Origin of the sequence: Rahnella sp. WP5 (genome assembly GCF_000745615.1) — a bacterium.
Lineage (GTDB): Bacteria > Pseudomonadota > Gammaproteobacteria > Enterobacterales > Enterobacteriaceae > Rahnella > Rahnella aceris.
The window spans coordinates 118,971-142,240 of record NZ_JQJR01000010.1; the positions used below are offsets into that span (position 1 = coordinate 118,971).

The 23,270-nt window shown below is 52.2% G+C and carries 28 protein-coding genes; 12 read left to right on the forward strand and 16 right to left on the reverse strand.

Annotation, left to right across the window (positions count from 1 at the left end; translation table 11 throughout):
• Positions 1-12: 12 nt before the first annotated feature.
• The 7 genes from fliL (at position 13) to fliR (ending at position 4,394) form a co-directional block, all read left to right on the forward strand.
• Entirely contained in the window at positions 13-513 is a 501-nt protein-coding gene (gene fliL / locus EX31_RS09570) for a flagellar basal body-associated protein FliL (protein ID WP_037034434.1), read from the forward strand.
• Between the two features lie 7 nt (positions 514-520).
• A complete protein-coding gene (gene fliM / locus EX31_RS09575; protein WP_013575803.1) occupies positions 521-1,543 on the forward strand; it encodes a flagellar motor switch protein FliM in 1,023 nt (340 codons plus the stop codon).
• Positions 1,536-1,952, forward strand: coding sequence for a flagellar motor switch protein FliN (fliN, locus tag EX31_RS09580; RefSeq protein ID WP_013575804.1), 417 nt, complete (start codon positions 1,536-1,538; stop codon positions 1,950-1,952). Before fliM ends, fliN begins: the two co-directional genes overlap by 8 nt.
• Positions 1,952-2,389, forward strand: coding sequence for a flagellar biosynthetic protein FliO (fliO, locus tag EX31_RS09585; RefSeq protein ID WP_013575805.1), 438 nt, complete (start codon positions 1,952-1,954; stop codon positions 2,387-2,389). Before fliN ends, fliO begins: the two co-directional genes overlap by 1 nt.
• Complete coding sequence (gene fliP / locus EX31_RS09590; RefSeq protein ID WP_013575806.1) at positions 2,386-3,168, forward strand: flagellar type III secretion system pore protein FliP; 783 nt, start codon at positions 2,386-2,388, stop codon at positions 3,166-3,168. The genes fliO and fliP overlap by 4 nt, the downstream gene beginning before the upstream one ends.
• Before the next feature lie 167 nt (positions 3,169-3,335).
• Positions 3,336-3,605: a flagellar biosynthesis protein FliQ gene (gene fliQ, locus EX31_RS09595; RefSeq protein ID WP_013575807.1), complete on the forward strand. Its 270-nt coding sequence runs from the start codon at positions 3,336-3,338 to the stop codon at positions 3,603-3,605.
• Positions 3,606-3,608: 3 nt separating this feature from the next.
• Positions 3,609-4,394 carry a flagellar biosynthetic protein FliR gene (gene fliR / locus EX31_RS09600; RefSeq protein WP_013575808.1) on the forward strand — a complete coding sequence of 262 codons (786 nt, stop codon included), beginning with the start codon at positions 3,609-3,611 and terminating at the stop codon, positions 4,392-4,394.
• A 5-nt stretch (positions 4,395-4,399) separates the two neighbouring features.
• Here fliR and rlmC read toward each other — a convergent pair whose 3' ends face one another.
• From rlmC to nfsA, 9 genes are all read right to left on the reverse strand, one after another.
• Entirely contained in the window at positions 4,400-5,530 is a 1,131-nt protein-coding gene (rlmC, locus tag EX31_RS09605) for a 23S rRNA (uracil(747)-C(5))-methyltransferase RlmC (protein ID WP_037034436.1), read from the reverse strand.
• 84 nt (positions 5,531-5,614) lie between these two features.
• The gene (locus EX31_RS09610; RefSeq protein WP_013575810.1) at positions 5,615-6,061 is read right to left on the reverse strand and encodes a YbjO family protein; all 447 of its coding nucleotides are present in this window, start codon (positions 6,059-6,061) and stop codon (positions 5,615-5,617) included.
• Positions 6,062-6,128: 67 nt separating this feature from the next.
• Positions 6,129-6,974 carry a putrescine ABC transporter permease PotI gene (potI, locus tag EX31_RS09615; RefSeq protein WP_037034438.1) on the reverse strand — a complete coding sequence of 282 codons (846 nt, stop codon included), beginning with the start codon at positions 6,972-6,974 and terminating at the stop codon, positions 6,129-6,131.
• Positions 6,971-7,924: a putrescine ABC transporter permease PotH gene (gene potH / locus EX31_RS09620; protein WP_013575812.1), complete on the reverse strand. Its 954-nt coding sequence runs from the start codon at positions 7,922-7,924 to the stop codon at positions 6,971-6,973. Before potH ends, potI begins: the two co-directional genes overlap by 4 nt.
• Positions 7,925-7,936: 12 nt before the next feature.
• Entirely contained in the window at positions 7,937-9,070 is a 1,134-nt protein-coding gene (potG, locus tag EX31_RS09625) for a putrescine ABC transporter ATP-binding subunit PotG (protein WP_013575813.1), read from the reverse strand.
• A gap of 268 nt (positions 9,071-9,338) precedes the next feature.
• On the reverse strand, positions 9,339-10,448 hold the full coding sequence (gene potF / locus EX31_RS09630) for a spermidine/putrescine ABC transporter substrate-binding protein PotF (protein WP_013575814.1): 1,110 nt from the start codon (positions 10,446-10,448) through the stop codon (positions 9,339-9,341).
• Between the two features lie 431 nt (positions 10,449-10,879).
• The gene (locus EX31_RS09635) at positions 10,880-11,362 is read right to left on the reverse strand and encodes a type III secretion system chaperone family protein (RefSeq protein ID WP_013575815.1); all 483 of its coding nucleotides are present in this window, start codon (positions 11,360-11,362) and stop codon (positions 10,880-10,882) included.
• Positions 11,363-11,510: 148 nt separating this feature from the next.
• Positions 11,511-12,413 carry a 30S ribosomal protein S6--L-glutamate ligase gene (rimK, locus tag EX31_RS09640; RefSeq protein ID WP_013575816.1) on the reverse strand — a complete coding sequence of 301 codons (903 nt, stop codon included), beginning with the start codon at positions 12,411-12,413 and terminating at the stop codon, positions 11,511-11,513.
• A gap of 18 nt (positions 12,414-12,431) precedes the next feature.
• Positions 12,432-13,154, reverse strand: coding sequence for an oxygen-insensitive NADPH nitroreductase (gene nfsA / locus EX31_RS09645; protein WP_037034439.1), 723 nt, complete (start codon positions 13,152-13,154; stop codon positions 12,432-12,434).
• A 285-nt stretch (positions 13,155-13,439) separates the two neighbouring features.
• Here nfsA and EX31_RS09650 point away from each other — a divergent pair, with 285 nt between their 5' ends.
• Entirely contained in the window at positions 13,440-13,706 is a 267-nt protein-coding gene (locus tag EX31_RS09650; protein WP_013575818.1) for a GrxA family glutaredoxin, read from the forward strand.
• A gap of 78 nt (positions 13,707-13,784) precedes the next feature.
• On the opposite strand, the gene ybjM is transcribed toward EX31_RS09650, so the two are convergent.
• A complete protein-coding gene (gene ybjM, locus EX31_RS09655; RefSeq protein WP_013575819.1) occupies positions 13,785-14,156 on the reverse strand; it encodes an inner membrane protein YbjM in 372 nt (123 codons plus the stop codon).
• A gap of 322 nt (positions 14,157-14,478) precedes the next feature.
• On the opposite strand from ybjM, the gene EX31_RS09660 reads away from it, so the two are divergent.
• Positions 14,479-16,161, forward strand: coding sequence for an aspartate:alanine antiporter (locus EX31_RS09660; protein WP_013575820.1), 1,683 nt, complete (start codon positions 14,479-14,481; stop codon positions 16,159-16,161).
• Between the two features lie 206 nt (positions 16,162-16,367).
• On the opposite strand, the gene EX31_RS09665 is transcribed toward EX31_RS09660, so the two are convergent.
• The 5 genes from EX31_RS09665 to EX31_RS09685 all read right to left on the reverse strand — a co-directional run bounded on the left by EX31_RS09665 (position 16,368) and on the right by EX31_RS09685 (position 19,642).
• On the reverse strand, positions 16,368-16,679 hold the full coding sequence (locus EX31_RS09665; RefSeq protein WP_037034440.1) for a hypothetical protein: 312 nt from the start codon (positions 16,677-16,679) through the stop codon (positions 16,368-16,370).
• Between the two features lie 85 nt (positions 16,680-16,764).
• Positions 16,765-17,130: a bleomycin resistance protein gene (locus EX31_RS09670; protein ID WP_013575867.1), complete on the reverse strand. Its 366-nt coding sequence runs from the start codon at positions 17,128-17,130 to the stop codon at positions 16,765-16,767.
• Positions 17,131-17,291: 161 nt separating this feature from the next.
• Complete coding sequence (gene ompC / locus EX31_RS09675) at positions 17,292-18,401, reverse strand: porin OmpC (RefSeq protein WP_037034613.1); 1,110 nt, start codon at positions 18,399-18,401, stop codon at positions 17,292-17,294.
• 445 nt (positions 18,402-18,846) lie between these two features.
• Positions 18,847-19,134 carry a hypothetical protein gene (locus EX31_RS09680; RefSeq protein WP_013575869.1) on the reverse strand — a complete coding sequence of 96 codons (288 nt, stop codon included), beginning with the start codon at positions 19,132-19,134 and terminating at the stop codon, positions 18,847-18,849.
• Positions 19,127-19,642 (reverse strand): GNAT family N-acetyltransferase, encoded by a 516-nt coding sequence (locus EX31_RS09685; RefSeq protein ID WP_037034442.1) that lies wholly within the window; start codon positions 19,640-19,642, stop codon positions 19,127-19,129. Before EX31_RS09685 ends, EX31_RS09680 begins: the two co-directional genes overlap by 8 nt.
• A gap of 280 nt (positions 19,643-19,922) precedes the next feature.
• Between EX31_RS09685 and ybjG the strand changes: the two genes are divergently transcribed.
• Positions 19,923-20,528, forward strand: coding sequence for an undecaprenyl-diphosphate phosphatase (gene ybjG, locus EX31_RS09690; protein WP_013575871.1), 606 nt, complete (start codon positions 19,923-19,925; stop codon positions 20,526-20,528).
• A 71-nt stretch (positions 20,529-20,599) separates the two neighbouring features.
• On the opposite strand, the gene EX31_RS09695 is transcribed toward ybjG, so the two are convergent.
• Positions 20,600-21,811 (reverse strand): serine hydrolase, encoded by a 1,212-nt coding sequence (locus EX31_RS09695; RefSeq protein ID WP_013575872.1) that lies wholly within the window; start codon positions 21,809-21,811, stop codon positions 20,600-20,602.
• Between the two features lie 308 nt (positions 21,812-22,119).
• On the opposite strand from EX31_RS09695, the gene EX31_RS09700 reads away from it, so the two are divergent.
• Together EX31_RS09700 and EX31_RS09705 are read left to right on the forward strand one after the other, a co-directional pair.
• A complete protein-coding gene (locus tag EX31_RS09700) occupies positions 22,120-22,461 on the forward strand; it encodes a GlpM family protein (RefSeq protein WP_013575873.1) in 342 nt (113 codons plus the stop codon).
• 92 nt (positions 22,462-22,553) lie between these two features.
• Positions 22,554-23,267: an HAD family hydrolase gene (locus EX31_RS09705; RefSeq protein ID WP_037034443.1), complete on the forward strand. Its 714-nt coding sequence runs from the start codon at positions 22,554-22,556 to the stop codon at positions 23,265-23,267.
• The last annotated feature ends 3 nt before the right edge of the window (positions 23,268-23,270 follow it).

Genomic DNA, 23,270 nt, shown 5'->3' on the forward strand with positions numbered 1-23,270 from the left:
ATCGCCTCATCCATGTCTGACTCTGCTCTCTCGGCGTCGCGTAAAAAAAAGCGGCCGTTAATGATCATTCTGCTGTTACTGATTGCCATCGGAGCCTGTGGTGCGGCCGGTTACGCCTGGTGGATGTTGCACAAGCAACAATCCGGAAATGGAACACAGACGACTGAAGTGAAAAAGAACGAACCGCCTGCGGCACCGATTTTCCTGGCACTGGATACCTTCACCGTTAACCTGCAAACGGCGGATAACGATCCTGACCGCGTGCTGTATGTCGGGCTGACCCTGCGTCTGCCGGACGAAAAAAATCGCGCTACGCTTAATGAATACCTGCCTGAAGTTCGCAGCCGCCTGCTGTTGCTGCTCTCCCGTCAGAAGTCGACGGAGTTAGCCAGCGAAGCGGGTAAACAACAGCTGGTTCAGGACATCAAACAGGTTCTGGACGCGCCACTGGTCAAAGGTCAGCCTCCTCAGGTGATCAACGACGTGCTTTTCACTGCTTTCATACTGCGATAAACAAATTATGGGCGACAGCATACTTTCACAGGCCGAGATCGACGCGCTGCTCAATGGTGACAGTGACAGTGATAATGCAAGCAACACGGCGGCTGCAGCAAAGACTGCCGCGTCTGATGACGGTGTAAAACCTTTTGACCCCACGACGCAGCGTCGCGTTGTGCGCGAGCGGTTGCAGGCTCTGGAAATCATTAACGAGCGTTTTGCCCGTCATTTCCGTATGGGTTTGTTCAACCTGTTGCGCCGTAGCCCGGACATCACCGTAGGGGCGATCAAAATCCAGCCCTACCACGATTTCGCACGCAACTTACCGGTGCCCACCAACCTGAACCTTATCCACCTGAAACCTCTGCGCGGCACGGCGCTGTTTGTGTTCGCACCGAGCCTGGTGTTTATCGCAGTGGATAACCTGTTCGGGGGCGATGGTCGTTTCCCGACCAAAGTGGAGGGCCGCGAATTTACTCACACCGAACAGCGCGTGATTAAGCGCATGCTCAGGCTGGCACTGGATGCCTACGAAGATGCCTGGAGCGGCGTTTACAAGCTGAGCGTTGAATATGTGCGTGCCGAATTGCAGATCAAATTCACTAACATCACCTCTTCCCCGAACGACATCGTGGTGACCACGCCGTTCCATGTGGAAATCGGTGCGCTGAGCGGTGATTTCAACATCTGTATTCCGTTCAGCATGATCGAACCTTTACGCGAGTTACTGACCAATCCGCCGGTCGAAAACTCACGTAATGAAGAAAGTCAGTGGCGTGAAAACCTGGTGCATCAGGTTCAGCAGTCTGAGCTCGAACTGGTGGCGAATTTCGTCGAAATCCCGCTGCGCCTGTCGCAGATCCTGAAACTGAAACCGGGCGATGTACTGCCGATTGAGAAGCCGGACCGCCTGATCGCTCACGTCGATGGCGTGCCTGTGCTGACCAGCCAATATGGCACCTTAAACGAACAATACGCCCTGCGCGTTGAACATTTGATCAACCCAATTTTAAATTCTCTAGATGAGGAACAGCCCCATGAGTGACACCAATAAACCGTCTGACGCCGGATCGGATAACGTTGACGATTTATGGGCTGATGCGTTTAACGAACAACAGTCTGCGGGCGGCGCGAAAGCGTCAACTGACGGTGTTTTCGCCGCGCTGGGTGCCCAGGACGGAACAGGCAGTTTGCAAGATATCGACATGATCCTCGATATTCCGGTGAAACTGACCGTGGAATTAGGTCGCACTAAAATGACCATCAAAGAACTGCTGCGTCTGTCGCAGGGTTCCGTGGTGTCGCTCGACGGTCTGGCCGGTGAACCGCTGGATATCCTGATCAACGGTTATCTGATTGCTCAGGGTGAAGTGGTGGTGGTCGCCGATAAATACGGCGTGCGTATCACTGACATCATCACCCCGTCCGAACGTATGCGTCGCCTGAGCCGCTGATGAGCCAGAATGCCGCGACGGATTCTCCGTACATTTCCGGCCCGGTCAATCACGCCACCACCCAGGCATCACCTCAGGCGATGCCTGCCAGTTCTGTACTGACACAAGTCAGTACTGTACTCGGCGGCATCCTGCTACTGATCCTGTTTATCGGCTGGGTGGTTAAGCGTGCCGGTTTCGCGCCACAGTCTAAAAATAACAAACTGCTGAAAGTGACCGCCAGTGTACAGGTCGGTCGCAGTGAAAAAGTGGTGATCGTGGAAGTCGACAATACCTGGCTGGTGCTGGGCGTGACGGCGCAAAACATCACCCCGCTGCATACGCTGAGCGCGCCTCCGGTTGAACAGACGCCAGACTCAGGCAATCCCAATCACCCACCCGCTGATTTCCGTCAGCTGATGCAGAAAATGTTGAAACGTCCGGGAAAGCAGGCATGACCTTGTTGAAATCCGCCCTTACCGCTGCCCGTCAGCGCCCTGTTCGCCTGGTCACTCACCTGTGTCTGCCGCTGCTATTGCTTGCCAGCCCGGCAGCTTTTGCACAGTTACCGGGGATCATCAGCCAGCAGATGTCTAACGGGACACAAAACTGGTCGCTGCCGATTCAGACGCTGGTGTTTATCACCACACTGACCCTGTTACCTGCGATGCTGCTGATGTGTACCAGTTTTACCCGCATCATTATCGTGCTGGGTTTACTGCGAAATGCACTGGGTACACCTTCCGCGCCGCCAAACCAGGTGCTGCTCGGCCTTGGCCTGTTTCTGACCTTCTTCGTGATGGCACCGGTATTCGACAAAATTTACAGCGATGCTTATCAGCCCTTCAGCGAAAACAAGATCACCATGCAGGAAGCAATGGACAAAGGCGCTCAGCCGTTACGCCAGTTTATGCTGCGCCAGACCCGCGAAAGCGATCTGGCTTTGTATGCGCGTCTGGCCAACATCCCGCCTCTTGCAGGCCCGGAAGCCGTGCCGATGCGTATTTTGTTACCGGCTTACGTCACCAGCGAACTGAAAACCGCTTTCCAGATTGGCTTCACCGTATTCATACCGTTCATGATTATCGACCTGGTGGTCGCCAGCGTACTGATGGCGCTGGGGATGATGATGGTGCCACCCGCCACCATCTCACTGCCGTTCAAGCTGATGTTGTTCGTGCTGGTCGATGGCTGGCAACTGCTGCTCGGATCGCTGGCGCAGAGTTTTTACAGTTAATTCAAAACGCTAAAATTGTTGGGCGTTTTTTGCTCCTCCCCCTGCGAAGGGGGAGGCCGGGAGGGGGTTTTACAGGCAACTTGAAATTCTGAGCTGCTATTCATACCCCACCCCAACCCTCCCCTTCGCAGGGGAGGGAGTCGCCCGTCTTCTTTTACGAGAATCTTATGACTCCTGAATCGGTAATGGCACTGGGCAATGAGGCAATGAAAGTGGCGCTGGCCGTTGCTGCGCCTTTGTTGCTGGCCGCGCTGGTGACCGGGCTTATCGTCAGCCTGTTGCAGGCGGCGACACAAATCAACGAACAAACGCTGTCCTTCATTCCTAAAATTCTGGCCGTTGTGGCGACTATCGTGATCGCCGGGCCGTGGATGCTGAATCTGCTGCTCGATTACATGCGCACGTTGTTTACCAACCTGCCTTACATCATCGGTTAATCTATGGTTTCCTTCGACAGCACCCAGTTAGCCGGATGGCTGAGCATGTATTTCTGGCCCCTGCTGCGAATTCTGGCGCTGATCAGCACCGCGCCGATCACCAGTGAAAAGTCAGTCCCTAACCGGGTAAAACTCGGTCTTGGGATGATGATTACCTTCCTGATTGCGCCTTCCCTGCCACCGGTGGACACGCCGATCTTCTCCACGCCTGCACTGTGGCTGGCAATGCAGCAGATTATGATTGGCACCGCGCTGGGTATCACCATGCAACTGGCCTTTGCCGCCATCCGTATGGCCGGTGAAATTATGGGTTTGCAGATGGGGATTTCCTTTGCGACGTTTTATGATCCAAGCAACCGTCTCAATACCCCGCTGCTGGCACAGTTTTTAAACCTGCTGGCGGTGTTGTTGTTCCTGAGTTTCAACGCGCATCTGTGGCTGATTTCCCTGCTGGCCGACAGTTTTCATACCCTGCCCATCAGCCATAATCCGGTGAATGCCGAAGGTTTTATGGCCGTCGCCAAAGCGGGCAGCATTGTATTCAGCGGCGGGATGATGCTGGCTCTGCCAATCGTGACATTGCTGCTGACGCTCAACATGGCGCTGGGCCTGTTAAACCGCGTGACGCCACAGCTTTCCGTTTTCGTCATCGGTTTTCCGCTGACCCTCAGCATTGGGATTCTGGCGATCAGCCTGATGATGCCGATGCTCGCCCCGTTCAGCGAGCATCTGTTCAGTGAAATTCTGGATAAGATTGTGTTGATCATGAATCAGCTGGCGGCTGACTGAATGGTTTAACGCCGCACCAGCAGCGCCATCACTTCGTAATGCGCGGTATGCGGGAACATGTCGAAAAGCCGGACACGCAGAATGTGATAGTCCGGCAGTAATGCCAGATCCTGCGCCATAGTTTGGGCGTTACAGCTTGAATAGAGAATCCTATCCGGCGCCATGTGGCTGAGATATTCGCACAACGCTTTGCCGATGCCACGACGCGGCGGATTCACCAGCACCAGATCCGGCACCTCGCCTTTGCCGGTCGCAAAACCGGTGGAATCGAGCGCCTGAAACTCAACGTTTTGCAGCCCCAGACGCACCGCCGATTCTTTCGCACAGGCAATGGCTTCCGCGCTGATTTCGATACCGGTCAGTTTCATCTGCGGTGTTGCACAATGCAGACCAAAGCCGCCCACGCCACAGAACAGATCCCACATACTTCGGATATCCCCTCGCGCCCTCACCCAGTCACGCGCCGTGGCGTAAAGCTTTTCAGCCACCACCGGATTGGTCTGGAAGAAGCTTTGCGGGCGGATAAACAGGGGGACATGGTTAAAATCTTCTTCCAGCCGCTGAACATCCGTCAGTGGAATTTCAGTGTCACCTTCGAGGATCGCCATATGCACCGGCTGGATGTTGGCGGAAATCACTTTCAACTGTGGCAACTGCTGTTGCAACCACGGCAGTGCCGCACGCAGTTGCGCCAGTTTGGCGTCTGAACGCAACACAAAGCGCAGCATCATGCCGCCATCTTTCTGGCTTTCAGTCAGTAACAGGAATTTCAGCTCGCCGCGTTTGCGCGCAACGTTGTAAGGGGTCAGGCCCGCGCGGGCAATAAAGATTTTGAGAACTGAAAATACCGCAGGGAAACTGGCCGGATACAACGGGCACTCACACAAATCGACCGGCGTGCCGTCGCGGTGCAACATCCCAAGTAAAGGGCGTTCCACGCTGCCGCTGACCACCATTTTGGCTTTATTACGAAACGCACTTTCAGGGCCGGTAACCGGTTCACACCATTCATCCACCGGCAAATCTGACAGCAAATCGCTGAGATCCCGCTGCTTGTCGGCTAACTGTTGTAAATAAGGTTTGTCGAGCCACTGGCAGGAACGGCAGGTTCCGGCGGTGTAAAGTGCGCAATGCATGAAAAATTTCCGGTCATCAGATGCAGTAAAAAACTGGCGCGCAGTTTATCACTGCGCGGCGGGAAAGACTCACTTACATCGAGGCTATTTGCGGCGGGAAAAGTATCTGCGGCTGCTGGCAGGCACATACAACAGTAGCAGCACCAGCATATCGGGAATTTTTTGCATCAGCAGCGCATAGAGAAATTCGCCCTGTGTTTCGACGTTAAAGCGAAAGATACGCGGGCCGAACCAGTCAAATGACGCCAGCAGCATGTAACCGACCACGATCACCTGACAACCGATGAATGCCCGGCGCCCCCAGCGGCGGCCACGCATCATGGCGTACGCGGCACGGCATTCGGTCAACACGATCAGCAAACTGGCCAGCATGATGAAACAGTTCAGCCAGGACTCTGCACTGACTTCAATAAAGCTCATCAGCCCTGAAAAGCCCATAGCATCAAACAATAATATGAATTCGAGCAAGCGCGTCGCGACAATCGCCGACGCACCGATCATGACGGGAACAGGGATAAATGCCAGTTTCATAAATCCGTTTGGGCTCTCCATTTACGTTCAGGGCGGAATACATCCGCCCTGAAAATTATCTTAAAATTTAAGCACGTTGAGCGCGCTGAATTTCTTTGCGCCGTTGTTTCTCGACACGCGACATAAACCACCAGGCAATCATGCCGATGATGCCCACCACCAGCAGGATCAGCGTCGCCAGTGCGTTGATTTCAGGGTTGACACCCATACGCACGCTGGCAAAAACCAGCATCGGTAACGTGGTCGCGCCCGGCCCGGCGACGAAACTGGCGATCACCAGATCGTCGAGCGACAGCGTAAACGCCAGCAACCAGCCCGAAATCAGCGCAGGCAAGATCATCGGCAGCGTAATAATAAAGAACACTTTCAGTGGCGGTGCGCCTAAATCCATTGCCGCTTCTTCGATGGAACGGTCCAGTTCACGCAAACGCGCCGAGACCACGACCGCGACATACGCACTACAAAACGTCACGTGCGCCAGCCAGATAGTGAACATGCCACGTTCAGCCGGCCAGCCAAAAGTGTGCCCCATCGCCACAAACAGCAGCAGTAACGCCAGACCGGTGATGACATCAGGCATGACCAGCGGCGCAGTCAGCATAAACGCAAAACCGGTTGAACCGCGAAAACGCCTGAAACGCACCATCACCACGGCGGCCAGTGTACCGACCACCACTGCCATGGTGGCGGCAGCGGTAGCGATCGACAGGCTCATGCCGACAGCATTGATCATCGCCGAATCATGGAAAAGCTGAGTATACCAGCGGGTAGACCAGCCAGCCCAGACCGTTACCAGCTTCGAGCTGTTGAATGAGTAAATAACCAGCATCAACATCGGGGCGTACAAAAACGTAAAGCCGAGCACCAGAATAAGAATTCGCCACGGCGAACGGACAACCGGTAACTGATTCATTCTTTATCTCCCAGCTCTTTGTTTTGGTATTTCTGGAACCACAGGATAGGCATGATCAGCAGCAACAACATGACCACTGCCACCGCCGAGGCTACCGGCCAGTCGCGGTTATTGAAGAATTCCTGCCACAGGACACGGCCAATCATATTACTGTCCGGCCCGCCGAGCAGTTCCGGTATCACGTACTCCCCCACCGCCGGGATAAAGACCAGCATCGAACCGGCGATAATCCCGCCCTTGGTCAGCGGCATAATCACTTTGAAGAAGGTTTTCATCGGACGCGCACCGAGATCCTGCGCCGCTTCCACCAGTGAGTAATCCATGCGGGTCAGCGCGGTGTAAATCGGCAGCACCATAAACGGCAGATACGAATACACGATGCCGATATACACGGCCAGATTGGTGTGCAAAATCACCAGAGGCTGGTCGATAACATGCAGCCAGATCAGTACGTTATTCAGTACACCGTTGTCTTTAAGAATGCCCATCCAGGCATAAACGCGGATCAGGAATGACGTCCACGATGGCAGGATCACCAGCAACAGCAGGATGTTGCGCGTCGAGGTGCGGCTGTGTGCCACCGCCCACGCCAGCGGATACCCAATCAGCAGGCAAAGCAGCGTGGAAATCGCCGCCACTTGTAGCGATTGCAAATACGCATCGATATACAGCGGATCCTGGGTCAGGCCGATGTAGTTGGCGATGTTGAGTGCAATATCCAGCATGCCGTCTGACCAGGTAACCAGATCGGTATACGGCGGAATGGCCCGCGCCATTTCAGCGAAACTGATTTTGAAAACAATCAGAAATGGCAGTAAAAACAGCAGCAGGAACCAGACCAGCGGCAGCAGGATCACCAGCTTGCGGCCATGCCGCTGTTGCAGACGACCGGTGAAGGCTTTAAATCCGCCCGGAGGTTTGCTGGCCGGGGTTTCGGAGATTACAGACATTTTCATCCCCCTTTAAACAGTCAGCACGACACAGCTGTCGGCTTCCCAGCACAGGCGCACTTCGTCGCCCCAGGTTGGCATACCTTTGCGGAAACGGTGACCGTTCTGCAACTGCGCCGTAATCATCTGCCCGCTGTGCAGCCTGACGTGGTAAATCGACAGGTCGCCAAGATAGGCGATATTGACCACCTCACCGACCGCGAAGTTGCAGCCATCCTGCGGCACGTCTTCACACAACATGATTTTTTCCGGACGCAGCGCAACATACACCGGCACGCCGTCAACCACAGACACATCCGGATCGACTTTCAGCGGATGCCTCAGACCCGGCGAGGTCAGCAGCAGCGCATCGTCCAGACGCTCTTTCAGCACACCTTCAAATATATTCACGGAGCCGATAAATTCGGCGCTGAAACGGCTGGTCGGGTGTTCATAAATTTCTTCCGGCTCGCCGATTTGCACGAATTTACCGCGGTTCATGATGGCAATACGCCCCGCCATGGTCATCGCCTCTTCCTGATCGTGTGTCACCATCACGCAGGTCGCACCGACGCGCTCAAGAATATCCACCACTTCCAGTTGCATACGGTCGCGCAGCTTTTTATCCAGCGCCCCCATCGGCTCATCGAGCAGCAGCAGTTTTGGTCTTTTCGCCAGGCTGCGCGCTAACGCCACACGCTGACGCTGACCGCCGGAAAGCTGGTGCGGCTTACGTTTGGCGAATTCCTGCATATGCACCAGCGTCAGCATTTCCGCCACGCGGCTTTTGATTTCCGCTGACGGCAGCTTGTCCTGCTTGAGGCCGAACGCGATGTTTTGCTCAACGGTCATGTGCGGGAACAAGGCGTAAGACTGGAACATCATGTTGATGGGACGCTGATACGGCGGCACCTGCGAAAGGTCTACGCCATCCAGTACGATTTGGCCCTGCGTGGGCGGCTCAAAACCGGCCAGCATACGCAACAGGGTTGATTTCCCACAGCCGGACGCGCCGAGCAGTGCGAAAATCTCGCCTTTATAAATGGTCAGGCTCACATCATCGACGGCGGCCTGGCCATCAAAAGATTTGGTCAGATTGCGGATTTCCAGCAAAGGGGTGAAACCTTTCTGGGTCTTAGGCTGGGGGCGGGGGATAGCGTCGTTCACTCAGAGAAATCTCCGGTATCAGAATAAAGCAGTTCAAATAAGCATAACAGTCAGGGGGGAAAGTGCCTGATCGGTATGCCCAAAATACAGCCGGAAGCAAAACGTCAGCGGCCCCGCCATCAATAAGCGGAGCCGCGTCAACGATACTCAAAATCATTCTGGTTGCCATCAAGGCGGCAAGTGAGCAAGTCCCCGGGAGCTGACACACGTCAGTGACCGGGGCGCGTTCGCGCAGCCAACGCAGAGGCAGCCTGAAGGATGAAGAGTATTATTTGCCGGTTTTAACCTTGGTCCACGAACGGGTGATCACGCGGTCAATCTTCGGATCCTGAACTTTCAGGGTGAAGAGTTTCGCCTGAACATCGGCCGGTGGATAAATGCCCGGGTTGTTACGCACATCTTCGTTAACCAGTGGTGTCGCGGCTTTGTTTCCGCTGGCGTAGTAAACGGTGTTACTGATTTGCGCGATAACTTTTGGTTCCATCAGGTAATTGAGGAACTGATAGGCTTCATCGAGATTTTTAGCATCCGCCGGGATAGCAAACACGTCGAAGAAGGCCAGCGCCCCTTCTTTGGGAATGCTGTACGCCACGTTCACACCGTTTTTCGCTTCTTTCGCGCGGTTACCCGCCTGCATCACATCACCAGCCCAGCCGATTGCCACACAAATGTCGCCGTTCGCCAGATCGTTAATGTACTGAGAAGAGTGGAAATAACGGATGTTCGGACGCAGTTTCAGCAGCAGATCGTTGGCTGCACCGGTGTAATCTGATGCTTTGGTGCTGTTCGGATCCAGATGCAGATAATTCAGGACTGTTGCGTAGATTTCCGCAGGGGCATCGAGGAATGAAACGCCGCAGCTTTTCAGTTTCTCGAGGTTTTCAGGCTTGAGCACCAGATCCCAGCTGTCTACCGGGGCATCTTTACCCAGTACGGCTTTCACTTTATCGACGTTATAGCCGATACCGGTGGTCGCCCAAAGATAAGGGATCGCGTATTTGTTGCCCGGATCATGTTGCGCCACCATCTTCAGCAGCTCAGGATCCATATTTTTGTAGTTTGGCAGTTTGCTCTTATCCAGAGGCTGGAACACACCAGCCGCCAGCTGACGTTCGAGGAAGCTGGCCGACGGTACCACCAGATCGAAGCCGGTGCTGCCTGCCATGAGTTTGCCTTCCAGCACTTCATTGGAATCAAACACGTCGTAAACCACTTTAATGCCGGTTTCCTTCTGGAAATCAGGCACGGTATTTGGTGCGATATAATCGGACCAGTTATAGATATGCAGCGTTTTTTCATCCGCAGACGCTGTGACGGACGCAGCCATAACCAGGCCGGCGACAACACCCGATAACCACTTTTTACGCAGGGTGAACATCCGTTACTACCTCCAAGACAGGGAATATAAATCGAATTTGTATCATTGAGACGGATACAAAACCTTTCACACAACTGCCAACCGACACCCATGGAATATGCATAGGCATTCAACGTTGACGCATACGCTGCCTGCGAATTAACCGTTTGGTTTTACGACGTAATCACGCTTGATGCAGAGTCAGAAGCATAGCGCCTGCAACCCTTGTGTACCAGCCTCCTGAGACAAAACCGGCGTTTATCGATTAATTATGCAGATTTAGTCTATACCGTCTGGCATTTTGCCTTTTAACAAAGTGAAATATCTGGCAACAACCACACAAATGCAGCATAACTTATGGCGAAAGCGGATAAAGGCAGCGGAGCCGCAATAAGCACGGCTCGCAGGAAAGGATCTTCAGAGGGGGGAAATGAATGTCCGGAAATGGAAAATTAATGCAGTAAAGGCAGATTCACAGAAGTGACCGGCATGCCTTCTTCTTCCTCGCCAAGGAAAAGCAGGTCATTGGCGTGCGCTTCGAGAATAATCATCGACATCTGCTCCTCAGCCTGTTGCAGGAAGAAAGCAAACTGCTCTTCCGTCACACCCACTGCAATCGTCAGTGACTGGCAAACAATCAGTTTCGGCAAATTGTCGTCCTGAATATCCACGAACGCTTTAATGGTCAGTGAACTGGCATTAATCGAGCTCAGATCGGCCACCAGCGGGATCAACGCCGTCGGTTTGACTTCGGCCAGTGCAGAAAACAAAATCACATTATCTACAATATCGAGTTTGGCATCAAAAATGCCGTCAAAATTCTGCATATGCGGCAAATGGAGAGCCTGACAGGAATCACACTCGAAAAAAGAGATGCCCAGCTGATCCAGCCAGCGCCGCAGCAGCGCTAAATCAGGGACGATGAGCGAATCCATAGAATGCCTCACGAGTTCAACACAACGAAAAAAACAAACCCTTCGTAACGCCAGCGGCATTACGAAGGGGTCATAGCTTACGGAATATTGCCGGTCAGCGCTACGATCATTACCGGATTGATGGACATTTAACGCACGGGAATAAGAATTAGCCACCGGATTTCAGACGGAATCCCGGCCGCGCTCTTTGTTCGATATAGTCAATCATCATACCGGCGATATCCAGACCGGTGGTGGCTTCAATCCCTTCGAGCCCCGGCGAGGCATTAACTTCCATCACCAGCGGCCCGCGGTTTGAACGTAAAATATCGACCCCGGCGACGTCCAGCCCCAGAGTCTGCGCGGCTTTAACCGCAATGTCTTTCTCCTGCGGCGTAATTTTGACATTGGTGGCCGTCCCGCCGCGATGCAGGTTCGAGCGGAAATCACCCGGTTTGGCCTGACGCTCAATCGCTCCGACCACTTTTTTCCCCACCACCAGACAACGAATGTCGCGCCCTTCTGCTTCGCGGATATATTCCTGTACCAGAATATGCGCGTTCAGGCCGCGAAATGCGTCAATGACACTTTCTGCCGCCTGACGGGTTTCTGCCAGCACCACACCAATCCCCTGTGTTCCTTCAACCAGCTTCACCACCAGCGGCGCACCACCGACCAGCGCAATCAAATCGGCGGTGTCATCCGGCGCATTAGCAAAACCGGTCGTCGGCAGATCAATGCCTTCACGCGCCAGAATCTGCATGGAACGCAATTTATCGCGCGCCCGGGTGATCGCCACCGATTCATTCAGCGGGAAACTGCCCAGCATTTCAAACTGACGCAGCACCGCTGTGCCATAGAAGGTAATCGCGGAGCCAATTCGTGGGATCACCGCATGGTACTTATCCAGCTGATGCCCGCGATAGTGCACGCTGGGCGCAGCAGGATTGATATTCATGTAGCAGGACAGCGGATCGATAATGTCGATCTCATGTCCGCGTGCTTCAGCCGCTTCCTTCAGGCGTTTACACGAATACAACGACCCGTCACGGGAAAGAATTGCAATTTTCATCCAACACTCCGTCGCCGTTTAGCGTGTTGCCCAACCTTGCTTGTGCAATACGTCCAGCATAAACGGACGTTGTTCCTTTTTAAGGGTACGAATAATCAAATCACTCCAGGTATCGCGTCGCGCATTGCTGTCGCGTTGCAGATAATACGCCGATAGCGCGTCGTCATATTCTGCCAGTTGCTCTTTATCTAACGGCTGATAGCTGTTTTCATGCACCAGCAGAGACTGCGGCATACGCGGCTTGACCTGATGATCCTGCGCGGGGGTTCCGATACATAAACCAAACAAAGGCATCACAAATTTAGGCAGTTTCAGCAGATTCACTACGTCTTCCACCTGATTACGGATACCGCCGATAAACACACCGCCCAGCCCCAGTGACTCCGCCGCCGTCATGGCATTTTGCGCCATCAGCGCGGTGTCCACACAACCGAGTAACAACTGCTCGGCCAGACCCAGCTCGGCTTGAGGGTTGATCTGTAAATTACGATTGAAATCAGCACAGAAAACCCAAAATTCAGCGGCGCTGGCGACATATTTCTGACCACCGGTGTACTGCACCAGCGTCTCCCGCAGCACAGGATCGGTCACGCGGATAATCGAATAACATTGCAGAAAGCTCGAAGTCGAAGCAGCCTGAGCGGCGGCAATAATGGCTTCACGTTGCTCGTCCGGGACCGGTTGATCGGTAAAAGCACGGATGGAGCGGTGTGAGCGCAGAAGATCGATGGTCGGCGTCATTAAAAAATTCCTGAGCGATAAGGATAAATAAAAAAGTTGCCCCAATCATTCATGCTGTGAGCACCGTTTGCAAGGATTCCGGCACCTGTAGCTGTAACAATGTGCTGTGTCTGAAAAAGAGTGCCGGTTCATTCAGATAGGTCAAAGGTATCGGACTGACAGGTAATTCCTGCTTTTTTTTATGGTTTGTAACAGGCATAGTAGCGACATCAAAAAGGTGATGTGGTTAACAAAAACAGACATTCCCCTTTCATTTATCTTGTTGGCATTAACAAAGGAGTCTCCATGTTTGCAGTAATTTTTGGGCGCCCTGGCTGTCCTTATTGCGTACGCGCTAAAGAGTTGGCTGAAAAACTGACTGAAGAACGTGATGATTTCAACTTCCGCTACATCGATATTCACGCGGAAGGCATCACTAAAGCCGACCTGGAAAAAACCGTGGGTAAACCGGTAGAAACCGTTCCGCAGATTTTCCTCGATCAGAAACACATTGGCGGTTGCACTGATTTCGAAGCCTATGCCAAAGAGCATCTGGCGCTGTTCAGCAACTGATCCGCGATAAAATAAAGATATACACAGCCAAAAGGCGCTCAGTGAGCGCCTTTTTTATGGCTTCTACCTCATGACATGTCAGTGTTGCCTGAACTGCCGGTAAGCAATGACCAGCAAATGAACCAGCATAGCGCCCAGAACACACCAAAATATGGCACTGGTGGCATAGGCCAGTTCCTGCATCAGCGGACGAACGCGTGGATAAAAGGCCATGCGCAATAAAAAGCACACAGGGATGGAAACCAGCCCGCCGACAAAGGACGAAAATATCGCCGAATCGCGGGAAATCAGCGACGTCACCACGCCGGGAATTAAAAATAATAACAGGCCATATTCCGGGCCTGGCGCGATATTTCTAACAATAATCCAGCCATTCTTTAACATAAGAAAAATAATTAAGAACATTGTGCAACAAATTAATGGGGCTACCACTTTTCGCCAAATTGCCATTTTACTTCCTCCTTAAAGTTGGCGAGATTTCACAGGTTCTCTGCATAAAATGCGTTCTTTGTTACCTGTCAGAGCCTTCTGGCTCATTTCCCCAGAGCGTTCCGCACTCCCGCGAAACACAAAAAAAGCTTTCAGAAGATTTATACGGGCATTTCTCTGGCTGAACTGGCGTTCTGTGACTAAAATGACGCCCGAAACCCAATTTTCCACCCCGCCGGGCTGAAACAGACCGCGCGATCCTGAGTAGGAATTTTCTGTTTCTGAATTTATCCTTTACATTCTCCTATATCAAGAATTTGTTGGTAAACAATAAGTTATCCTTGTGAATATAAACGTCGCTAGTTTGTTAAACGGGAATTACATCCTGTTATTATTTGTGGTTTTGGCACTCGGTCTGTGCCTGGGGAAAATTCGCCTGGGTTCCGTTCAGCTCGGAAATTCTATCGGCGTATTAGTGGTTTCGCTGCTTTTGGGTCAGCAGCATTTCAGTATTAATACTGAAGCGCTCAACCTCGGCTTTATGTTGTTTATTTTCTGTGTAGGCGTCGAAGCCGGGCCAAACTTTTTTTCCATTTTCTTCCGTGACGGCAAAAATTATTTCATGCTGGCACTGGTGATGGTCGGCAGCGCCATGTTACTGGCACTCGGACTCGGACGTTTGTTCGGCTGGGACATCGGCCTCACCGCCGGGATGCTCGCGGGTTCAATGACCTCAACCCCGGTTCTGGTCGGCGCCGGAGACACGCTGCGTAATACCATGGGCGGTAACAAGATGCTCGGGCCTGAACTGGATAACCTGAGCCTGGGCTACGCCCTGACCTATCTCATCGGTCTGGTGAGCCTGATTTTCGGCGCACGTTATCTGCCGAAGCTGCAACATCAGGATTTGCCTACCAGCGCCCAGCAGATCGCGCGCGAGCGTGGCCTGGATACCGACAGTAAACGAAAAGTGTATCTGCCGGTGATCCGCGCCTATCGCGTGGGACAGGAGCTGGTGGCCTGGGCTGATGGCAAAAACCTGCGTGAACTGGGGATCTATCGTCAGACTGGCTGCTATATAGAGCGAATCCGCCGTAATGGCATCCTGGCGACACCGGACGGCGACGCCGTATTGCAGGTGGGCGATGAGATCTCACTGGTCGGTTATCCGGACGCACATTCACGCCTCGACCCGAGTTTCCGTAACGGTAAGGAAGTGTTTGACCGCGACCTGCTCGACATGCGTATCGTGACCGAAGAAGTGGTGGTCAAGAATAACCACGCGGTCGGCAAGCGTCTGAGTCAACTGAATCTCACCGATCAGGGCTGTTTCCTCAACCGCGTGATCCGCAGTCAGATTGAAATGCCTATCGATGACAGTATCGTGCTGAATAAAGGCGATGTGTTGCAGGTCAGCGGCGACGCAAAACGGGTGAAAAGCGTGGCGGAGCGTATCGGGTTTATCTCCGTACACAGTCAGCTCACGGATTTGCTGGCCTTCTGCGCCTTCTTTATTGTCGGCCTGATGATCGGCCTCATCACTTTCCAGTTCAAAAACTTCAGTTTTGGCATCGGTAACGCCGCCGGACTGCTGTTCGCCGGGATCATGCTCGGCTTCCTGCGAGCCAACCACCCTACTTTCGGTTATATCCCGCAGGGCGCGCTAAACATGGTGAAAGAGTTTGGCCTGATGGTGTTTATGGCGGGCGTCGGCCTCAGTGCCGGTGCGGGTATCAATAATGGTCTCGGCGCAATAGGCGGCCAGATGCTGCTTTCCGGCCTGATTGTCAGCCTGGTGCCGGTGGTGATTTGCTTCATCTTCGGGGCATATGTTTTACGCATGAACCGCGCTTTGCTGTTCGGAGCCATCATGGGTGCACGAACCTGCGCTCCGGCGATGGAAATCATCAGCGACACGGCACGCAGTAACATTCCGGCACTCGGTTATGCAGGAACCTATGCCATTGCTAACGTATTACTGACGCTCGCCGGTACGCTTATCGTCATCATCTGGCCCGGTGCATGACGTAACTCATTGAAGTGTAATGGGGCAAAAAAAAATCAATATTTTTTTAAATTTTTGCCCCCTCGCACGAACTTTTAAAGTTAGCCAGAGTCTTAATTAGTGCCACTGCTTTTCTTTGAAGTCCCCAAATTTGGAGAGCCCGTCAATCCCGCCTTATTAGGTTCAAGATTGCCGGGTTTTTTCTTTTCTGCTTTGTAAACAACCTTCTACAACCCCACCACACCCTCAACCTCATGCTGAAACACATAAGGATCAGACAGTAGTTCAAACTGTTCATCGTCCTGATAGGTCACGGCAACATGATAGTCATCACCGGCAAAGGCTTTTACCGCTTCGATATCCCGCCAGTAGGTTGCCAGGAAAAAATGCTCCCAGTCCCCTTGCGAAACGCTTTTGACCAAAGCGCCTAAATTGCCTTCGATACCCTGAGAATGCTGGACGCCCGTCAGTTGCAGATGTTCAGCAAATCCTGCTGCATGTTTTACGGGTACGCATCCGTGCCATGTTCTAACTATCACGTTTTCATCTCCTCAATCATATTCACTTCAATAACATAGCGAAAATTTAACGTGAGTTGAAGAGTATCTGAACGTGTTTCAGCGCTTATTTCTCATTCTCAATCACCCGCACCAGCGTGCCGTCGATATCGATCATTGCGCCCATTCTCAGCCCGAATGGCTGCATTTTTGGCAGATGAATGCACGGATGGGATTTTTTATCCTGCCCGATTCCTGCCGCCATAAACGCATCAAAAAGTGCATCGGCGTCATCGACGCGCAGGCAGCAGCTGAACCAACTGGTGAGCGGGTCGAGATCCGTGTGCAGGAAGAATTCCAGCGTAAGGGTTCCGCGGGTCATGATCAGCCAGCCGTCATCAACGTAAGTGGTGATGAATCCAAAGCTGCCATAAAAGCACTGGGTTTCTTCGAAATTACGGGAAGGAAGATTAGGGGTGGCGTAGTCGGTCATCCTGGCCTCATCAGCAGTAATGCATTGAATGTTGCGCCATGATGCCTGAGTGGGAAGGATGAGGAAAGAAGGAAAAATCAGTGAGTCATCCCCTGCCAACTGGCAGGGGAATCAGACACATGGCACGCGGTTCCTGAAACTAACAGGAGCGCGCCGGCTTATCAGAACTGATAAACCAGACCGACGGCTACAATGTCATCGGTATTGATGCCGGCGTCGCGGGTCAGGCGGGTGTCATCCATCAGATTGATTTTATAATCAACGTAGGTGAGCATGTTTTTGTTGAAGAAGTATGACGCGCCTACATCAACATATTTAGTCAGGTTCTGGTTGCTGTAACCCGGAACATTTCGGGCATGGGATTGCACATACGCAATCGAAGGACGCAGACCAAAATCGAACTGGTACTGTGCAACGGCTTCAAAGTTTTGTGCTTTATCCGCGTAACCGTAAGCCGTGCTGCCCGCTTTACCGAAACGGTTGGCGTTGTAGCTCTGGGTGTACATCGCTGCCAGATAGATATTGTTTGCGTCGTATTTCAGGCCGCCGCTGTAAGCCGTTGCCTTATCACCGTTACCAATGATTGCCGGATTGTTACGGCCATTTTGTTCGCTGGTACGGTCAGACGCCATCATCGCTGCTGCTGCGCTGAAACCTTCGCCCAGATCATATGTCAGGGACATGCCGTAGCCGTCACCATTCTGCGCCAGGACATCGCGGCCATTGTTAGATTCAGTCGCACTGCCATTTTTGCCCTGATACTGCACCGCCACATCCAGGCCATCGACCACGCCGAAGAAATCTTTGTTGCGGTATGTCAGTACACCGTTCGCACGCTGGAACATGAAGTTGTCCGCGCCGTAGGTATCGCCACCGAACTCAGGCAAAACATCCGTCCATGCTGCCACGTCATACATCACGCCGTAGTTACGACCGTAATCCAGTGAGCCCCACTGACCGAATTTCAGACCGGCAAAACCTACGCGGGTGAAATTGTTTGCATCTTCACTTTCTGCAGTATTCAGGGAAGCCTGATATTCCCACTCACCGTAACCGGTCAGTTCATTATTGATTTGAGTCTCACCACGGAAACCTAAACGCATATATGACTGGTCACCGTCAGCGCTGTCATCGCTGGAGAAATAATGCAGGCCGTCGACTTTACCGAACAGATCGAGTTTATTACCGTCTTTATTATAAATTTCGGCAGCGCCAGCAGTGCCGGCCATCATCAGTGCGGGAATTACCAGAGAAAGCGCGCGTAATTTCATCATCAATATCCTAGATTATTTATAAAATGTTTAAATTTCCGTCCGGCGATTTTATTATCCGCCACCATGAATTTATATTTCTCCTTCGGGCCGGACAGATGGGCGTAAAAATAAACGAGGGTAAGTTTCGTTGCAACCAGAAAAATTTTGAAATACCTTTCGTTTGGTGTTTGTTTAAGTTTAAAACCACCCGAAGCACAATAATAAGACAATTAAAAACATACAGTTATGGCATTATTTGACCAAGAGTGATTTCATATCATTCTCACAGTGATATTTAAATCCTATAATAATTTCATCTCGATACTATGGCATGAAAACATAATTCACTGAATTCAGCCTGTTCTCTGCCATATTTTGTATTTTTCGAAAATAAGGTTGCATTAAGGACAACAAAAAGCCCCTGAAATAGGGGCTGTAGATGACTATTCGCAAGAACAGGTTATTACATAATCCGTTCGAGGCGCTGGCCTTTACCGCCTAAACGCCCGTCGGTCTGATTCCATTCCTTTTCGTACGCCTGATAGGCAAATACAAATGCCTGATGGCCATCTTCAAAAAGCTGGTCAGGACGTCTATGCCAGCCGGAATAAGCATCGTAGCGCAAAATCTCATAGCCACCGTCAACCGGGTGGAGAAGGTAGGTATAATGTTCACAAAATTCCGGCGCATAAGGAATATCCTCCCCTGCTTCCAGTGTGATAAACAGACCGCCGAGGCGTAATTTAATCATTGATATCCTTTTTCATGATCCACAACCGGGTGGTTTGGGTGGCGGTGACATATGTCGTCTCAGCCGCCAGATGCATCCCCTGACGCTGATAAAATCCGATGGCAGGCAAATTACTTTGCAACACATCAAGCCAGAGAACGGGCTGGTTACGCGCTCTTGCCACACGTTCGGCGAAGGCAAAAACTTCAGATCCCAGACCACGCGAACGGTTCTGCGGGGTGAAGTACAGTTTGCATAACTTCGCCCCCTGACCTTCTGCAACGTCCAGCGGCGTATTAAAATTCAGTCTGGCGAAACCGACCGCCTCACCGTTATCCTGCGCAACCAGCCAGCAGCAATCCGGACTTTCCAGGCTCAGGGCTAGCGCCTCATCACCAAAATCCTCCTCCAGGAAAGCATTCAGTTCGTCCCCGCTTTGCCATAAACTACCAAAATAATGGCGATAGGTCTCCCGCCCCAGGCGCTGCAACAGGCTTAAATCGCCGATGTCAGCCTCACGAATCTCCATTCTGACACTCTCCTGTGAAATCACTCGTTACCGTATTCAGACTTTGTCTGTCCCCCGATCAGGGGGTATGACCACCCGCTTAAGGCTTCCTTAAGTTCTTCTCTTTACACTCTATTTCATCGTGAAACTATACCGTTATTCAATGAATGCGGATATTCAGACCAGACCCCTTTACCTGCCGGGCGGCACAAATTAACGTATCTGAAATTTTTTCATCCTGTCAGCAAGTTACCGGATTCTTTTGATGGCTATTTTGGCCTGTATAAATGAGGGTAGTATTATGGAGCAACTAAATCATTTGATTTTTCTATGGATTAACGCCACACCGGATTCGCCGAAAGCGCTGATTCAGCTGGCCACTTTTCTGGCTAATGACCTGATTATGATTGTCCCGCTGCTGATTATCGGCCTGTGGCTGTGGGGCCATCAGGAGCGTATCGATAAGCAACGCGAAATGATCAGTAAGACAGCCATTGCGCTTCTTTTTGCGATGACGACGGCTAAAACGTTTTCCATGTTGTTCCCTCATGCCCGTCCTTTTGTGGAAGGTTTTGGTTATAACTTCCTGCATCATTCACCGGATGATTCCTTCCCGAGTGATCACGGTACAGTCAGTTTCACCTTCGCGCTGGCCTTCCTGTTCTGGCACCGTATCTGGTCAGGTGCTTTACTGATGGTAACCGCCTTGTCGATCGCCTGGTCACGCGTTTACCTTGGCGTGCACTGGCCGCTGGATATGCTGGGCGGCTTCCTGGTAGGTATGCTGGGGTGCCTGTTCGCGCAACTGGTGTGGAACTTGTTCGGCGAACCGATTAATGCCCTGATGTGCAAGGTTTACCGTTTCGGTTTTGCTTTCCCGATCAAGAAAGGTTGGGTTCAGCACTGATCCCCTGCTCCGTTATTCAAAGCATAAAAAAACGAGGCCACCTGAGCCTCGTTTTTTATGTCAGCAGATTATCATTTGCCGAAAATACTGCCCCACAATCCACTGATCTTCATCATCACGAAGTCCCAGATACGGCCAATAAAACCGGTTTCTTTCACTTCCTGCAACGCCACCAGAGGACGCTGTTCGATGACCTTGCCGTCCAGACTGAAATCTACTGTACCCACTACCTGATTTTTCGCCAGCGGAGCTTCAAGCTGCGGACTGGTCAGATTGAAACTGGCCTTGAGATTCTTCAGTTGGCCTTTAGGCATGGTCAGCGAGGCATTTTCAGCCACGCCGAGTGGCACCATTTTCTCCTCACCAAACCAGACGCGCTGGCTGGTAAAGGCATCACCCGCCTTAATTGGCGTGAGCGTTTCATAGAAACGGAAACCCCAGGTCAACAGGCTTTCGCTTTCATTAAAACGGATCCTGTCACTTGGCGCACCCATCACCACAGCGATTAAACGCATGCCGGTGGAATCGCTGGCGGAAGAAACCAGATTGTAGCCCGCGCCCGACGTGTAACCGGTTTTGATGCCGTCAACGTTCAGGTTAGAGCTCCACAACAGGCGGTTGCGGTTAATCTGCTTGATGTGATTGAAGGTGAATTCTTTTTCTTTGTGCAGCGCATATTCATCCGGCGTATCGCGGATCAGCGCCTGCGACAGCAGGGCCATGTCGGTAGCGGAGGTATATTGCCCGTCAGCATCCAGCCCGTGAACGGTTTTGAAATGGGTGTTTTGCAGTTTCAGCTGTTCGGCATAGCGATTCATCAGGTTGACGAATGAATCCTGGCTGCCCGCCACAAAATCCGCCAGCGCAATACTGGCGTCGTTACCTGACTGGATCACAATACCTTTGTTAAGCTCAGAAACCGGCACGCGATCACCCGGTTTGAGGAACATCAGCGAGGAGCCGCGCAGCACCGGATTGCCGGTCGCCCAGGCGTCATTACCGACGGAAACCAGATCATCTGATTTGATTTTGCCGGATTTGATCGCCTGCCCGACCACATAGCTGACCATGATTTTACTCAGGCTGGCAGGGTCAAGACGCGCATCGGGATTAGATTCCGTCAGGATCTTCCCGCTGTTGTAATCCATAAGTACCCAGGATTTCGCGTTAATCTGCGGCGCGACCGGGGCGTTATCCGCCTGAGCGGCAGGCAGCGCCAGCAGCAATACTCCACCGCCCAGCGCGTAAATGAAAGTCCGTTTGAATTGGGAAGAAATTGTCATAGGTATCAGCGCTTTTGTCCGGGTAACTGAAATTTATCTTATCTTTCAATCAGATTGTGCAACTCTGTCAGAGGTAAAACCTACTGCTTTCCGGGTCGGGAATAAACCTAAATAGTGTAAAGATCTTAAGAATAGTAGAGTTTTCCGCTGCTTGCGCAGATTCAACTGACGATAAAAACAGCAGTAAGCACTTGACCATTCCATCCGGCTGGGGCAGTTTGTCTGTAAATCACATACAAAATACCTATAACAATAAAGGGCTTATTCACCACAGAAATCAATGCGGGTGAACAGGCGCAGGGGCATCAATGACAGGTCTGGTGGTAAAAGCGCTGATTGGCGCACTGGTTGTGATTCTGATCGGCGTGTTGTCTAAAACCCGCAATTATTACATTGCCGGACTGGTTCCGCTGTTCCCCACTTTTGCGCTGATTGCCCATTATATCGTCGGCACCGAACGCAGCATTGAAGCCCTGCGCACCACCATTATTTTCGGACTGTGGGCCGTTATCCCTTACATGGTGTATCTGATTTCTCTGTATTTCTTCATCGGCTCGATGAAACTCCCCTACGCTCTGTTTGGTGCCGTGGTCTGCTGGTCACTGGCGGCATGGCTGCTGATAAGCCTGTGGACTCGCTTTCACGCCTGATGAAGATCGCGTGACAATATCGTTCACAAAACACTCAATATTTGAAATTGCGCTACGCTGAATGAAGGCTTTCAGATGAGGGAATCCGCCCCATGGATCTCGCAATATTTGAACTCGACCACACGCTGATTTGCGATGACAGCCACAATCTGTGGTTGCACTGGCTGGTTTCGCAGGGTTACGCCCCCCGCGATGAACTCAGTCATTACCGGCTGAATGCCGTTCATCAGCACAATACTCCGGCCAGCGGTGTTATTTGCCCGCAAACCACCGACCGTTACCGCCGCTATCTTTCTCAGACGTTACAGCCCATGAGCGGCCTGAACTGTGCCACCGTGGCGAACTGGGTCCAGCGGTTTATCCATCGGGATATCATGCCACGGGTTTATCCGCAGGCGCGTGAACGGCTCGACTGGCACCGTATGCGCGGGGATGAAATCCTGATTATCTCCGCATCAGGCGACCATCTGGTCATGCCGGTCGCCCGACGCCTGGGTGCGAATGCCGGACTCGGGCTGCAAGCCGGCATCGTTAACCAGCGTTTCAGCGGTAGGGTCGAAGGTAAACTGACCTTTCATGAGGGGCGTCTTGAGCGCTTAAAACTGTGGCTGGAGAATCGCGAGCCGACGTTCTATCAGCAAATATTCGCCTACAGCCATACGCTTTATGATCAGCCTTTGCTGGAGTTTGCCGATGTCGCTACGGTCATTAATGCCAGCGAACCTCTGCAAAAATTCGCTGCTGCAAAAGGCTGGCACAACCTGCACTGGTCACGCTATGCGCATCGGCAACAAGACGCATGCTGACGG

Bases quoted from the DNA above. Each gene is read 5' to 3' on its own strand.
- EX31_RS09635 (WP_013575815.1), bottom strand. From the start codon at position 11,362: ATGGATTCGCTCATCGTCCCTGATTTAGCGCTGCTGCGGCGCTGGCTG.
- rlmC (WP_037034436.1), bottom strand. From the start codon at position 5,530: ATGCATTGCGCACTTTACACCGCCGGAACCTGCCGTTCCTGCCAGTGG.
- EX31_RS09650 (WP_013575818.1), top strand. From the start codon at position 13,440: ATGTTTGCAGTAATTTTTGGGCGCCCTGGCTGTCCTTATTGCGTACGC.
- ybjM (WP_013575819.1), bottom strand. From the start codon at position 14,156: ATGGCAATTTGGCGAAAAGTGGTAGCCCCATTAATTTGTTGCACAATG.
- ybjG (WP_013575871.1), top strand. From the start codon at position 19,923: ATGGAGCAACTAAATCATTTGATTTTTCTATGGATTAACGCCACACCG.
- EX31_RS09685 (WP_037034442.1), bottom strand. From the start codon at position 19,642: ATGGAGATTCGTGAGGCTGACATCGGCGATTTAAGCCTGTTGCAGCGC.
- potH (WP_013575812.1), bottom strand. From the start codon at position 7,924: ATGTCTGTAATCTCCGAAACCCCGGCCAGCAAACCTCCGGGCGGATTT.
- fliO (WP_013575805.1), top strand. From the start codon at position 1,952: ATGAGCCAGAATGCCGCGACGGATTCTCCGTACATTTCCGGCCCGGTC.
- potI (WP_037034438.1), bottom strand. From the start codon at position 6,974: ATGAATCAGTTACCGGTTGTCCGTTCGCCGTGGCGAATTCTTATTCTG.
- EX31_RS09680 (WP_013575869.1), bottom strand. From the start codon at position 19,134: ATGATTAAATTACGCCTCGGCGGTCTGTTTATCACACTGGAAGCAGGG.
- EX31_RS09700 (WP_013575873.1), top strand. From the start codon at position 22,120: ATGACAGGTCTGGTGGTAAAAGCGCTGATTGGCGCACTGGTTGTGATT.
- nfsA (WP_037034439.1), bottom strand. From the start codon at position 13,154: ATGACGCCGACCATCGATCTTCTGCGCTCACACCGCTCCATCCGTGCT.
- EX31_RS09670 (WP_013575867.1), bottom strand. From the start codon at position 17,130: ATGACCGACTACGCCACCCCTAATCTTCCTTCCCGTAATTTCGAAGAA.
- fliQ (WP_013575807.1), top strand. From the start codon at position 3,336: ATGACTCCTGAATCGGTAATGGCACTGGGCAATGAGGCAATGAAAGTG.
- EX31_RS09610 (WP_013575810.1), bottom strand. From the start codon at position 6,061: ATGAAACTGGCATTTATCCCTGTTCCCGTCATGATCGGTGCGTCGGCG.
- fliN (WP_013575804.1), top strand. From the start codon at position 1,536: ATGAGTGACACCAATAAACCGTCTGACGCCGGATCGGATAACGTTGAC.
- potF (WP_013575814.1), bottom strand. From the start codon at position 10,448: ATGTTCACCCTGCGTAAAAAGTGGTTATCGGGTGTTGTCGCCGGCCTG.
- EX31_RS09705 (WP_037034443.1), top strand. From the start codon at position 22,554: ATGGATCTCGCAATATTTGAACTCGACCACACGCTGATTTGCGATGAC.
- fliP (WP_013575806.1), top strand. From the start codon at position 2,386: ATGACCTTGTTGAAATCCGCCCTTACCGCTGCCCGTCAGCGCCCTGTT.
- rimK (WP_013575816.1), bottom strand. From the start codon at position 12,413: ATGAAAATTGCAATTCTTTCCCGTGACGGGTCGTTGTATTCGTGTAAA.
- fliL (WP_037034434.1), top strand. From the start codon at position 13: ATGTCTGACTCTGCTCTCTCGGCGTCGCGTAAAAAAAAGCGGCCGTTA.
- fliM (WP_013575803.1), top strand. From the start codon at position 521: ATGGGCGACAGCATACTTTCACAGGCCGAGATCGACGCGCTGCTCAAT.
- fliR (WP_013575808.1), top strand. From the start codon at position 3,609: ATGGTTTCCTTCGACAGCACCCAGTTAGCCGGATGGCTGAGCATGTAT.
- ompC (WP_037034613.1), bottom strand. From the start codon at position 18,401: ATGAAATTACGCGCGCTTTCTCTGGTAATTCCCGCACTGATGATGGCC.
- EX31_RS09695 (WP_013575872.1), bottom strand. From the start codon at position 21,811: ATGACAATTTCTTCCCAATTCAAACGGACTTTCATTTACGCGCTGGGC.